The organism is Archangium sp., assembly GCF_036388035.1.
Lineage (GTDB): Bacteria > Myxococcota > Myxococcia > Myxococcales > Myxococcaceae > Archangium.
Genome location: NZ_DASVSO010000675.1, coordinates 1 through 11,796, shown reverse-complemented (window position 1 = coordinate 11,796; position 11,796 = coordinate 1). Strand labels below are relative to the sequence as shown.

The following is an 11,796-nucleotide window of genomic DNA, read 5'->3' as shown; positions in this document are numbered from 1 at the left end:
TACAAGCGGTGTGTGTGTTTATGCCACACCGCTTGTAGACGTCTACAAGTGAAGCGAGGCCGCCCCGTTTGTTGGCCTCGCCCGTCCTGTGCCCGGGCGGCGATGATCGCGCCAGCGCCGCCTCCCATTGCCCCAGGAGTCCTCCGTTGAAGCTGCCCGCGTTCGTCCATGGCACCCATGCGACCGTGAAGCCCCGCTGTCGCAAGAAGGCCAAGGCCCTGGTGGAAGGAGCCACGTGGGAGGAACTCTCGAGCGACTGGCTGGACACCTCGGAGGTTGCTGACCTGCTCGTCCTCGAGGGCCCCAGCCCCCTGATGGGGAAGCAGCCGCACTTTCAGCTCTTCGACCTGGGACGGGCGCTCCTCGAGGGGCTGGCCGCGGCACCCTCGGACGAGGTGAATGAGCGGGCCTTCCGCTCGGCGCTCGACAGCCCCTGGAGCCTGCTCTGCTTCATGGGGCAGCACGCCTCCTTCTTCGTGTCGAGAGGGGAGCGGCAACTGCCGTTCCTCGAGGCCTGCTCACGTCACTGGGCCGAGCTGGATGGCGTGGGTGAGCGCTACTCCACCGGGGCACCGGCGGGCCAACGCCTGTGGAACCTGACGACGCCCATCAAGCTCGTCCTGGGCCAGCGGGGGCTGTCGCGTGTGCTCGCCGAGAAGCCCCTGTCCGCCGAGGGGCTGGCACCGCTCGTCGAGCAGGTGCGCGAGGTGCGGCTTCCCGCGCCTCGTCGTGCCTATACCCCCGGGAAGGACTGACTCACTGCTGCGCGGCGATGACCGCGCCGAGCCGGCGCATGCCCTCTTCGATGAGCTCGGGCGGGCGGTTGGAGTAGTTCAGGCGCATGAACTCGCCGCGCGGCTCGGAGGCGAAGAAGGGGGAGCCGGGCACGAAGGCCACGCGCTTCTCCAGCGCCAGCGGGAAGAGGGTGTCCGCGCTCATGCCGCGCGGCAGCTCCACCCAGAGGAACATGCCGCCGTCCGGCTGCGTCCACCGCGTGCCCGCCGGCATGTGTCGCTCCAGCGAGCCGAGCATCGCCAGGCACCGCTCCCCGTAGACGACGCGCAGTCCGTCCAGGTGGGCGTTGTAGTCGAAGCGCGACAGCAGCCGCGCCGTGGCCCGCTGCGCCACCGTGGCCGTGTGCAGGTCCGCCGACTGCTTGGCCACCGTGAGGGCGCGGATGATCTCCCGCGGGCCCACGGCCCAGCCGATGCGCAGCCCGGGCGCCAGCGTCTTCGAGAACGTCCCCAGGTTGAGGACCACGCCCTCGTCGTCGAGCGAGGCCAGCGAGGGCAGGTGCTCGCCCCGGAAGCGCAGCTCGCCGTACGGGTTGTCCTCCAGGATGAGGATGCGGTGCCGCTGGGCGAAGCGCACCAGGGCGTGCCGGCGCTCCAGCGACAGCGTGGTGCCCTTCGGGTTCTGGAAGTTGGGCACCAGGTAGATGAGCTTGGGCTTGCGCTCGGCCACCATGCGCTCCAGCTCGTCCACCTTCATGCCGTCGTTGTCACTGCCCACCACGGCGAACGAGGCCTCGTACCCGCTGAAGACCTGCAGCGCGGCGAGGTAGCTGGGGTTCTCCACCAGCACCAGGTCGCCCGGGTCCAACATCACCTTGGCCACCAGGTCGATGCCCTGCTGCGAGCCGTTGGTGATGAGCACCTGCTCCGTCGCCACCCGCAGGCCGCTCTTGCCCAGGTGCGAGCTGATCCACTCGCGCAGCGGCCCGTAGCCCTCGGTGGTGCTGTACTGCATCGCGGCGCGGCCCTCGTCCGCGAAGACCTCGGCGTGCGCCTGGGCGATGGCCTCCACCGGGAAGAGCTCGGGCGCCGGCAGCCCGCCCGCGAAGGAGAGCACGTCGGGGCGCTCGGCCACCTTAAGGATCTCCCGCACGGCGGAGGCCTTCATCCGCGACATGCGCTGCGCCAGGGGGAACGCGGGGAGCGGGGGAATGACGGCCACGGCCATGGTCAGTCTCCTTTCGGCACTTCAGGCGAGACGTACGTCTCTTCCTTGATGGAGGAGAGCACGATGGTGGTGTGGGTCCGGGTGACGCCGGAGATGGTCCGCAGCGTCTCCACGAGCAGGGTGTCCAGCGTCTTCGTGTTCGACGTCCGCACCTTGAGGATGTACGAGTCCTGACCGGCGACGCGGTGGGCCTCGAGCACCTCGGACATCGCGAGCACCTTCCGGGCGAAGCCCTCGAAGTACTTCGGGTGCTCGATGCTCACCCCGATGAAGGCGGTGATGTCCTTGCCCAGCTTCGCCGCGTCCACGCGCGCCGTGTAGCCGGTGATGACGCCCTTCTCCTCGAGCTTGCGGATGCGCTCGGCCACCGCCGGCTGGGACATCCCCACCGTGCGGGAGATCTCCAGCTGCGTGGCGCGGCCATCGCGCTGCAGCAGATCGACGATGCGGGAGTCGAGCTCATCCATGGAAGTCGAGAGACCTTATTTTTATAAGCCCCGAGGACCGAACGCGGATAATTTATATGTGCCTCGGAAACGGTGCAAGAGGGAGCGTCCGGGGCGCTATCCTGCCGCTCCCGATGTCCCAAGCAGCCGCCCCCCGCGCACCCGTGCCGTTCGGCCAGTACAAGCTCATCGACCGTCTCGCCGTGGGCGGGATGGCGGAGGTGTTCCTCGCCCATCAGCCCGGCCCGGACGGCTTCGAGAAGCCCGTCGTCATCAAGCGCATCCGGCCGCACCTGTCCCGGCAGTCCAACTTCGTGCGGATGTTCCTCAACGAGGCGCGGCTGGCCGCCCAGCTCAACCACCCCAACATCGTGCAGATCCACGACCTGGGGAAGGTGGGTGACAGCTACTACATCGGCATGGAGTACCTCTTCGGTCGGGACATGCGACGGGTCGTCCCCAAGGCCGAGTCGCTGGGGATTCCCTTCCCCATGGTGTACGCGCTGAAGATCGCCTCGTCCGTGTGCGAGGGCCTCCACTACGCGCACCAGAAGGTGGACCTGTACGGGGCGCCGCTGAACATCGTCCACCGGGACGTGACGCCGGAGAACATCTTCGTGTGCTTCGACGGCACGGTGAAGGTGCTGGACTTCGGCATCGCCAAGGCGGCCAACCGGGTGGAGCACACGCGCGCGGGCGAGCTGCGCGGCAAGCTCAGCTACCTCAGCCCCGAGCAGTGTCTGGGCAAGCCGCTGGACCATCGCAGCGACGTCTTCTCCCTGGGGGTCGTCCTCTACGAGTGGCTCACCGGCTTCAAGCTCTTCACGGGCGAGTCCGACGTGGCCGTCATGCGCAGCATCGTCGACGGCAAGGTGTATGCGCCCTCGTACTTCCGCGCCGACATCCCCGAGTCCGTGGAGGCCATCCTCATGAAGGCCCTGGAGCGCGATCGCGACAAGCGCTACCCCACGGCCTGGCACTTCCAGCAGGACCTCGACCGCTTCCTCAACGCGTACGAGTTCACCCCCACCCACCTCCACCTCTCCAACTTCCTCAAGCAACTCTTCCTCGATGAATTGGAGGAGGAGCACCTGCGGATCCGTCCCACGCCCGCGGTGCCCCTGCCCACGCCCCCCCTCGGTGGAGCGACGCTGGAGATGGAGTCGGCCCTGCCCGAAGAGGAGCCCTCCTCCGAGGAGCGCACCCTCCCGGTGCCGCTCTCGGCCTCCCAGCTCGAGGCCCTGGAGGCGCTCGCCCGCAAGCACGGTGTCCCAGTGGAGCGCATGGTCGGGGACATCCTCTCGGCCTGGCTCAAGTACCGCTGACATGCCCCGCCTGAAGCTGACGATTGAGTACGACGGCACCCGCTATGTGGGGTGGCAGGTGCAGCCCAACGGCACCTCCATCCAGGCCCGGCTGGTGCGGGCCTTGGAGGAACTCCTCGGCGAGCAGGTAGCCGTGGAGGCGGCCGGCCGCACGGATGCCGGCGTCCATGCCACCGGGCAGGTGGTGTGCTTCAACACGCCGCGCACGCTGCCGCTCAAGGCGTACTGGATGGGGCTCAACGGCTTGCTGCCGGAGGACATCGCCGTCGTCCGCGCCGAGGAGGTGCCCGCCGAGTTCGACCCGCGTCGCTGGTCCCACGGCAAGCGCTACCGCTACCGGGTGAGCAACAAGCCCACGCGCTCGCCCCTGCGCCGCTTCACCCACTGGGAGGTGTTCGCCCCCCTCCAGGTGGAGGCCATGCAACGCGCCGCCGCGCACCTCGTGGGCCGGCACGACTTCTCCGCCTTCCGGGCCTCCAACTGCCAGGCCACCCACGCCCTGCGCGAGGTGCGCCGGGTAGACGTCCAGGGCACCTCCCGGGACGAGGTGTCCTTCACCGTCGAGGGCACCGCCTTCCTCAAGCACATGGTGCGCAACCTCGTGGGCACCCTGGTGGAGGTGGGCAAGGGGCGCCGTCCCGAGGCCTGGGTGGCCGAGGTGCTCGCCTCGCGAGACCGCAAGCGCGCCGGTCCCACCGCTCCGCCCCAGGGGCTCGTCATGGAGGAGGTCTTCTATGGAGACGGCCCGCCTCCTCGCACCCCGGGCGGCACGGCGGACGAGGAAGGCGAGGAGTGAGGAGGCGCCCCGCGTGCCGCGCCCGCGGTTGCGCTAGGCTGTGGACCCCGTGAGCTCCACCCAGGCCATCCTCGACCCGCTGCGCGTCCGCATCCGCCGTCTCCAGTTCACCCTGGGGATTGGCTTCCTGGCGTTGGTGTCGGGCTCCGTGCTGAGCGCGGCCCTCACCCTGCGCCTCATGGAGCGGCTCCAGGCGCTGCCCTTCGACTTCCTGCGCATCGGCTTCGCCCTGGTGCTCTCGAAGCTGTGGGTGCTCGCCGTGCTGCCCCTGCTGTGCTACGGCGCCGCCCGCATCATCGAGCTGCGCCCCGGGACGACCGCGCTCGGGGCCGCCTTCACCGGCCAGGGCTTCCTCCTCGCGCTCGACTTCGTGCGCGGGGGCGTCGACGGCCTGCTGGAGCGGGGCTGGCTCATCACCCTGCTGGACTGGGGGATGTTCGCCGTGGGCGTGGTGCTCACCCGGCAGGCCGTGGTGCGAGGACGGGCCGACGCCGGGAAGCAGGCGGAGCAGGCCCAGAAGCAGGCCGCCGAGAAGAAGGACGAGTACGCCGAGTTCCTCCAGGCCGCCGAGCGCGCGGGCGAGAAGATTGCCCAGCGCGAGGCCGGCACCGCCGAGGGGCAGGGCGCTCCGGTGCAGTCCCTGCCCGTTCCGGAGCAGGCCCCGGCCCCGGCCGAGCCCGTCGCGGAGTCCACCGAGCGGAAACCCGAGGACGCGCCGAAGGCTCCCGCCGCCTGAGGCGCCCCGGGGCGGCTCAGCCGTGGACCACGCGCTTGACGCCCCGGCGCAGCAACAGGTCGGGCAGCTTGAAGCGGTGATCGCCCCGCAGCACCAGTCGCTCCCCGTCCACCGAGCCCTGGCTGGCGAGGCCCCGCTGGAGCGCGTGGAGCCATGTCTCCAGCTCGGCCGCGGGAAGGCCCAGGCCCTCCACCACCGTCACCTCCTCGCCGCCGCGTCCGGCCTCGAGCCGCACCACCGCGCGCTCGGGTCCCTGGGGCGGCGGCGTGTCCGGGAAGTCCTCCTGGCGCACCTGGGGCCTGGTGGAGGGCAGCGTGTCGCGCAGGCCCTGGAGCCGCGCGAACGGGTTGTGGTTGAGGCTGTCCTTGTCCTTTGGCTTCGTCATGGGCGTGTGCCTCACTTGACCCGGCGTCCGACGAGGCGCGTCAGCAGCTCCTGGAACTCGTCGGGGCCGATGTCGAGGTGCTCGACGACGTTCCCATAGAGCAGGGCCGAGGGCACGGAGCGGTCCCCGCGCTCGCGCTGGAGCCGGTGCAGGGTGTGGAGGAGGATGCGCTCGGCGCGGGTGAGGCCGTCTCGCACGTCGGGGATGTGGTCGCGGGGATCCATGGGCACTCGCGTCGCCTCGGGGCCCCGCAGCCTACCCGGCGAGCGGGCGCCGTGCGCCTGTCCTTCCGCCTCCTCTGGGGGGGAGGGATTGACACGCCATCCGTTAAAACGGATATTGCGTCTGTCCGTTTTGACGGACATGCTTCCGCCATCGGAGAAACAATCCGCCATGAGCCAGGCCGCCGAAATCATCAACCTCGACGAGTTCCGGAAGCGACGTGAGCCCAGGCCGTCGTCCGCCGCCCGCTCTCCCGCCCCCATGACCCTCTGGACGCCGGTATGGGTGTGGGTCATGGTCTGGCCTACGTGAAATCGGTTCGGGAAAACACCCCTCCGCAGAAGTCGGAGGAAGAGGCACCCGTGGCCCCCAAGGGTCGGGGACGGAAGCGGGAGCCGGCTGGCAAGGCGGTTGCTCCCCCGGAAGCTCCCCCCGCGGCCCCCGCCTCCGAGGAGGAGTGGGCCTACGAGGTGGCGCACGGGGAGGCCTCGGCGGACCTGGCCCCCATCGTCGGCCGCAACCTCCGCCGCCTGCGCACCCAGCGGGGCCTGTCCCTGGAGCGGCTCGCCAAGGCGTCCGGGGTGAGCCGGGCCATGCTGGGGCAGATCGAGCTCGGGCAGAGCGCTCCCACCATCAACGTCATCTGGAAGATCGCCCGGTCGCTGGGCATCCCGTTCTCGGCGTTGATCAGCACCACCGCCCAGAGCGGCACGCGGTTGATGCGCGCCACGCAGGCCAAGGTGCTCGCCTCGCATGACGGCAGCTTCACGTCGCGCGCGCTCTTCCCGTTCGACGAGCCCCGGCGCGTCGAGTTCTACGAGCTGCACCTGGCCGCGCGCGCGGTGGAGAAAGCGGATCCGCACCCGCCGGGGACGCTGGAGAACCTCGTGGTGACGGTGGGGCAGGTGGAGATCGACCGCGGGGACGAGCGTCACGTGCTGGCCGCGGGAGACGCCATCCTCTTCGAGGCGGACGTGGCGCACGTCTACCGCAACGTGGGCAACGTGGACGCGATCATGTTCCTGGTGATGACGTACGCGGAGACGGTCGGCTAGGGCCCTCGCGCGCGTCCTCTGGAAACACGAAGAGCCGGCGGGCCCCTCGGGCGCTCTCGCCGGCTCTCGCGTTTCAGGCCCTCACGGGCCGGGTGCTACTTCGCCGAGCACATCATCATCGGCATGCCGTTGCACATCATCATCATCGGCATCCCCATGGACATCATGGAGTTCATGGCGTCGCAGCAGTCCTTCATCATCTCCATCTGGCCCTGATCCATGGGCATCATCCGGCACATCATGCCGTCCTTGCCCATCTCGCAGGTCATCCGGGCCATCATCGGCGTGCGCATCATCATGGGCATCATCATCGGCATGCCGCCCATCATCGGGTTCATGCCCATCATGCCGCCCATCATCGGGTTCATGCCCATCATGGGGTTCATCCCCATCATCGGCATCATCCCGCCCATCATGGGATTCATCCCCATCATCGGGTTCATGCCCATCATCGGCATCTGATTCATGCCCATCATCGGCATCATCCCGCCCATCATCGGCATGGGCATCGAGCCGCCCATCATCGGGTTCATCATTCCGGGCTGCATGGGCATGCTCATCTGGGTGGCAGGGGTCATGGTCGATCCTCGTGTGACGGCGTGAGTGGGACTCGGGGTGTTACCGCGGGAAGCGAAGGTAGAGAGGGGAGGATCCCCGGACAACGCGAGGGGGGCGTTTCCTCCAGTGAAACGGAGAGGCCGCCCCGGCGGGCGGAGGCACCTGTCAGGCAGCGGGCAGTGGGCGGGAGCGGGTGTGCACTTCCGAGCGGGACGCGCCGAGGAGAGCCTCCCGGATTTGGGCTAGAACCGCCCCCATGAGCGCAGATCCGCGACAGGAGGGCCCGGGTACCTTCCCACCCACGCGCTGGACCCTCATCCGCTCGGCCCAGGCCTCTCCGGAGGCGCGCCGCGCGGCGATCGAGTCGCTGCTGCGCACCTACTGGCGCCCCCTCTACGTCTTCATGCGCCGCCAGGGGCTGGACGCCGAGGCCGCGCGCGACGCGGTGCAGGACCTGCTCGTGCGGCTGCTGGAGCACGACTTCCTCGACCGGTTGAGCCCCGAGAAGGGCCGGCTGCGCGGCTACCTGCTGACGGCCGCGCGCAACCACCTCATCCACCGTCATGAGCGCGAGAGCGCGGCGCGGCGCGGGGGTGGGGTCGCTCCGATGCCGCTGGACTTCGCCCTGGCGGAGCGGCTCGCGGCCGAGGACGCGCAGGGCCCGGACGAGGCCTTCGAGCGGGAGTGGGCCGCGAGTGTCATGGAGCGCGCCCTGGAGCGGCTGAAGGCCGAGTTCGACAGTGGCGCGCGCAGAGGCCCCTTCGCCCTGGTGCTCCAGTTCTTCCGCCCCGGCGAGCCGCCGAGCTACCGGGACGCCGCGGCGGAGCACGGCATGTCGCTGCCGCAGCTCAAGACGTTCCTCCACCGCGCGCGGGTGCGCTACCGCGAGCTGGTGCGCGAGGAGGTGGCGGACACGGTGGGCGGGCCCGAGGAGGCGGAGGCCGAGCTGGTCGAGCTGCTCCGGGTGTTGAAGCGATGAGCGCCCGCTGCTCCCGCTGCGGGACTCCGGTGGCCGCCGAGCGCCTGGCGGTGTGTCCAGGCTGCCTCCTGGGCGAGGACGTGGAGGACCCGGGGCGCATCGGCTCCCTGGAGCTGGAGGAGGAGATTGGCCGGGGCGGCATGGGCCGCGTCTTCCGCGCGCGCCACGTGCGGCTGGACCGTGCGGTGGCGGTGAAGTTCCTCGCCGGAGAGGCCGCCTCCAGTCCCGAGGCCCAGGCCCGCTTCGCGCGGGAGGCTCGGGCGCTGGCGCTGCTGGACCATCCGAACATCGTCCGGGTGCACGACTTCGGGGACGAGGAGGGGGAGCGCTTCCTGGTGATGGAGCTGGTGGAGGGCCGCTCGCTCGCGGAGCTGCTGCCGCTGCCCCCGGCCGAGGCCGTGCGCATGGCCCTCCAGGTGTGCGACGCGCTGGCCTACGCGCACGCGCGTGGGGTGGTGCACCGGGACATCAAGCCCGCCAACATCCTCGTGGACGGCGCGGGCCGGGTGAAGGTGACGGACTTCGGGATTGCCCGCATCGTGCGGCAGGAGGGGCCTCGCGACACCCTCACCGCCGCGCACACCGTGGTGGGTACCCCCGAGTACATGGCCCCCGAGGCGCTCGTCGGAGCCCCGCCCGACCCGCGCATGGACGTGTACGCGGTGGGCGTGCTGCTGCACGAGATGGTGACGGGCCGACCTCCGGTGGCGGGCTCGCCCTCGTTGACGGGAGCGCTCGGGGCGGTGGTGCGGCGGGCCGTGATGCTCGAGCCCTCCCGGCGCTACGCCAGCGCGCAGGCGCTCGGCCTGGACCTGCGACGGCTCGCGGATGGGGCGGCGGAGGCGTCATTGCCTCCGGACGAGGTCATCTGGATGCGCGCGGTGGCGGTGCTGCAGGCGGTGGCCTGTGCCCTGGTGCTGTGGGCGCTCGTCGTGTCGGTGACGCCTCGGGTGCTGGCGTCGAGCGAGCTGGTGCCGCTCACCATGCAGCCCGCGGCCCAGCTCGCCGATGGCCGGTGGGTGACGCGGGCGCGCTTCGAGACGGGCCCCATCCTCGGTGCGGTGGCGGGGCTCGCGGTGGCGCTCGCGGCGTACGGGCTGCTGCGGAGGCACTGGCGCCACGAGGGGCTGGACGCGCCCGCCCCCGAGGTGCCGTTGCGCGAGGCCCGTGCCTTCCTGGGAGTGGCGGCGGCATGCTCGGGCCTGTTCGCCCTGCGGGGCGTGATGGAGGGGCTGGTGGGCATCTCCATGCCTCCCTTCATGCCGCTGCTCGGGGGCCTGCTCGAGCTGTCCGCGCTCTACCTCCTGTGCGTCTCCACCCTGGAGGCGTGGCGGCGCCAGCGTCCGCTCTCCCGCGAGCCCGCCCTGTGGGTCGGGGTGTTTCTGATGCTCACCCCGCCGGTGCTGGAATTCGGCATGTACCTGTGGCGCTGGCGGCCCTGAGCATCTCGGATGAATAGGGGCAGGCAGGGTTGGCGTGTCGTGGCGACGGGGCTCGCGGTGCTGCTGGTGCAGGGCTGCGCCACGGTGCGGCACGAGGGTGGGAGTGGATTCTCCCTGCCGGCCAGTGCGTCATTTCCGGGTGAGGCCACCCGCGTCTCCGTCAACCCGAGCGCCTCGTCATCCGCTGACGAATGGAGAGCCGAAGCCGGGGCTCGGCGGGCCGAGGTCGAGTGGGCGCTGGCCCAGATGTGGGCAGCGGCCAGCGGAGAAGGGCAGGTGGGCTCTGCGCTGCATGACGTCAATGCCCTGGTTGCGAGGTGAGAGGGAAGGTACGCATGACAAATGAAATCTCATTGCCCGGACTTGAGCGGCTGCTGGCGGCCTGCGAGAAGTACCCCGTCCAAGCCAAGCTGCGAAAGCCCTGGGGAGGTGCTCCAACCGCGGGCTCGCTCATCTTGGGTAGGCCCTTGGACCCGATGCTGGCCGCCTTCTATTCACGACTGGGCGGGCTCCTGCTCGACCTCGACCTCTATGTCAATGCATGTGATGCGCAGGTGAACGGTATCCTCATGGCGAACGAGGAGGTTCAGCCGTACTGGCCCGAGCCGTTCCGGTCCCTCCTCGTCTTCGGGGGCAAGGAGGGCTCGGCCTATACCTACGCCACGGTGCCGAGCTTGGCGGATACGCAGGGCTTCCAACCGGTCGTCGAGGTCGACCCCTACGAGGACATCTACGCGCTCCCCATTGCCTCCAATGTGGACCGCTTCTTCGACACCTATGCCCGCTATCTGGAGTTCGTCTACGAGATGCCCGATTTCAGTGAGGATCGCGGTACATGGCCCGTCTTTCCCTGGCACGTGCCGGAGATCATCGCCACCGACCGGACGCTGATGGGCATGATCCTGGAAGGTCGCTTCGACTTCCTGATGTTCCAGGAGGGAGTCGAGGCTCGGAGGGTCAACGAGGAGATCCGGGAGTGGATTGCGAAGCTCCGGGCCGCGAGCACGTGACGGAGGTTCTGCGCACGTCCGAACCATGAATCAGCGGGTGCCCCGCAACCGCGAATTTCCCTTCCGGTATTTCCCCGTGGAAGGGGAGGGCGGCGTCACCACCGAGGGCACTGGAGCCCCGGGCGACCGCGCTCCCCCGAGGGAGATGTGTCATGGATCCGACGACCCCGGTGTATCCCGAGTCGAGCAGCTTCATGGTGGCCGCGTACCTGCTCTACCTGCTCGTGAGCATCGGGCTGACGGTGTGGGTGGCCAAGACGCTGCAGCGCAACGGGGCGCACTTCCTCCACGATGCCTTCCTGGGCAAGGAGCGGCTGGCGGACTCGGTGAACCACCTGCTGGTGGTGGGCTTCTACCTGATGAACATCGGGTACGTGGCCCTGTCGCTCAAGGAGCAGCGCACCATCTGGTCGGTGCAGGAGGTCATCGAGCTGGTCTGCACGAAGGTGGGCTGGGTGATGGTGGTGCTGGGCGGCATGCACTTCTTCAACCTCTACGTCTTCAACCGCATCCGCCGCACGGGCCAGCTGCGCAACCAGCCTCCCCCGGTGCTGCCGCGTGAGTTCACCCGGGTGTCGCCGTCGGTCCCCGTGGCCGAGGGAGTCTGAGGTGAGCCATGCGCGCCCTCACCGTGCTGTATGACGAGACGTGTGGCTTCTGCGTGAGCTGTGCCCGGTGGTTGCGGCAGCAGCGCACGTTGGTGGGACTCGAGTGCCTCGCGGCGGGAGGCCAGACGGCGGCGCGGCGCTTTCCCGAGCTGCGCCGCTCGGGCACCAAGGAGGAGCTGGTGGTGGTGGACGACGCGGGAGGCGTCTACCGCGACACCCAGGCGTGGTTGATGGTGCTGTGGGCGCTGGAGGAGTACCGGCCCTGGGCACAG

Annotated in this window: 16 protein-coding genes; 11 read left to right on the top strand and 5 right to left on the bottom strand. The window is 69.7% G+C overall.

The window, feature by feature from the left end; translation table 11 throughout:
- Positions 1-146 precede the first annotated feature (146 nt).
- Positions 147-755, top strand: a complete 609-nt coding sequence (locus tag VF697_RS27485; protein WP_331099694.1) for a hypothetical protein — start codon at positions 147-149, stop codon at positions 753-755.
- A gap of 1 nt (position 756) precedes the next feature.
- Here VF697_RS27485 and VF697_RS27480 read toward each other — a convergent pair whose 3' ends face one another.
- Positions 757-1,962, bottom strand: a complete 1,206-nt coding sequence (locus VF697_RS27480) for a PLP-dependent aminotransferase family protein (RefSeq protein WP_331099693.1) — start codon at positions 1,960-1,962, stop codon at positions 757-759.
- Positions 1,963-1,964: 2 nt separating this feature from the next.
- Complete coding sequence (locus tag VF697_RS27475) at positions 1,965-2,429, bottom strand: Lrp/AsnC family transcriptional regulator (RefSeq protein ID WP_331099692.1); 465 nt, start codon at positions 2,427-2,429, stop codon at positions 1,965-1,967.
- A 113-nt stretch (positions 2,430-2,542) separates the two neighbouring features.
- Here VF697_RS27475 and VF697_RS27470 point away from each other — a divergent pair, with 113 nt between their 5' ends.
- The 3 genes from VF697_RS27470 to VF697_RS27460 are packed head-to-tail and all read left to right on the top strand — an operon-like array spanning position 2,543 to position 5,265.
- On the top strand, positions 2,543-3,733 hold the full coding sequence (locus VF697_RS27470; protein WP_331099691.1) for a serine/threonine-protein kinase: 1,191 nt from the start codon (positions 2,543-2,545) through the stop codon (positions 3,731-3,733).
- Between the two features lies 1 nt (position 3,734).
- On the top strand, positions 3,735-4,529 hold the full coding sequence (gene truA / locus VF697_RS27465) for a tRNA pseudouridine(38-40) synthase TruA (RefSeq protein ID WP_331099690.1): 795 nt from the start codon (positions 3,735-3,737) through the stop codon (positions 4,527-4,529).
- 49 nt (positions 4,530-4,578) lie between these two features.
- The gene (locus VF697_RS27460; RefSeq protein ID WP_331099689.1) at positions 4,579-5,265 is read left to right on the top strand and encodes a hypothetical protein; all 687 of its coding nucleotides are present in this window, start codon (positions 4,579-4,581) and stop codon (positions 5,263-5,265) included.
- Positions 5,266-5,281: 16 nt separating this feature from the next.
- On the opposite strand, the gene VF697_RS27455 is transcribed toward VF697_RS27460, so the two are convergent.
- Complete coding sequence (locus VF697_RS27455; RefSeq protein ID WP_331099688.1) at positions 5,282-5,650, bottom strand: translation initiation factor; 369 nt, start codon at positions 5,648-5,650, stop codon at positions 5,282-5,284.
- Between the two features lie 11 nt (positions 5,651-5,661).
- Positions 5,662-5,874: a hypothetical protein gene (locus VF697_RS27450; RefSeq protein WP_331099687.1), complete on the bottom strand. Its 213-nt coding sequence runs from the start codon at positions 5,872-5,874 to the stop codon at positions 5,662-5,664.
- Between the two features lie 360 nt (positions 5,875-6,234).
- On the opposite strand from VF697_RS27450, the gene VF697_RS27445 reads away from it, so the two are divergent.
- Complete coding sequence (locus VF697_RS27445; RefSeq protein ID WP_331099686.1) at positions 6,235-6,927, top strand: XRE family transcriptional regulator; 693 nt, start codon at positions 6,235-6,237, stop codon at positions 6,925-6,927.
- Positions 6,928-7,022: 95 nt separating this feature from the next.
- Here the strand turns inward: VF697_RS27445 and VF697_RS27440 are convergent, their stop codons facing one another.
- Positions 7,023-7,505: a hypothetical protein gene (locus tag VF697_RS27440; RefSeq protein WP_331099685.1), complete on the bottom strand. Its 483-nt coding sequence runs from the start codon at positions 7,503-7,505 to the stop codon at positions 7,023-7,025.
- A gap of 236 nt (positions 7,506-7,741) precedes the next feature.
- On the opposite strand from VF697_RS27440, the gene VF697_RS27435 reads away from it, so the two are divergent.
- The 6 genes from VF697_RS27435 to VF697_RS27410 form a co-directional block, all read left to right on the top strand.
- Positions 7,742-8,464, top strand: coding sequence for a sigma-70 family RNA polymerase sigma factor (locus tag VF697_RS27435; protein WP_331099684.1), 723 nt, complete (start codon positions 7,742-7,744; stop codon positions 8,462-8,464).
- The gene (locus VF697_RS27430) at positions 8,461-9,906 is read left to right on the top strand and encodes a serine/threonine-protein kinase (RefSeq protein ID WP_331099683.1); all 1,446 of its coding nucleotides are present in this window, start codon (positions 8,461-8,463) and stop codon (positions 9,904-9,906) included. Before VF697_RS27435 ends, VF697_RS27430 begins: the two co-directional genes overlap by 4 nt.
- 39 nt (positions 9,907-9,945) lie before the next feature.
- Positions 9,946-10,227: a hypothetical protein gene (locus tag VF697_RS27425; RefSeq protein ID WP_331099682.1), complete on the top strand. Its 282-nt coding sequence runs from the start codon at positions 9,946-9,948 to the stop codon at positions 10,225-10,227.
- 14 nt (positions 10,228-10,241) lie between these two features.
- Complete coding sequence (locus VF697_RS27420; RefSeq protein ID WP_331099681.1) at positions 10,242-10,916, top strand: hypothetical protein; 675 nt, start codon at positions 10,242-10,244, stop codon at positions 10,914-10,916.
- A gap of 152 nt (positions 10,917-11,068) precedes the next feature.
- The gene (locus tag VF697_RS27415; protein WP_331099680.1) at positions 11,069-11,524 is read left to right on the top strand and encodes a hypothetical protein; all 456 of its coding nucleotides are present in this window, start codon (positions 11,069-11,071) and stop codon (positions 11,522-11,524) included.
- Between the two features lie 8 nt (positions 11,525-11,532).
- On the top strand, positions 11,533-11,796 hold a 264-nt coding region (locus tag VF697_RS27410), incomplete at its 3' end, for a DCC1-like thiol-disulfide oxidoreductase family protein (protein WP_331099679.1).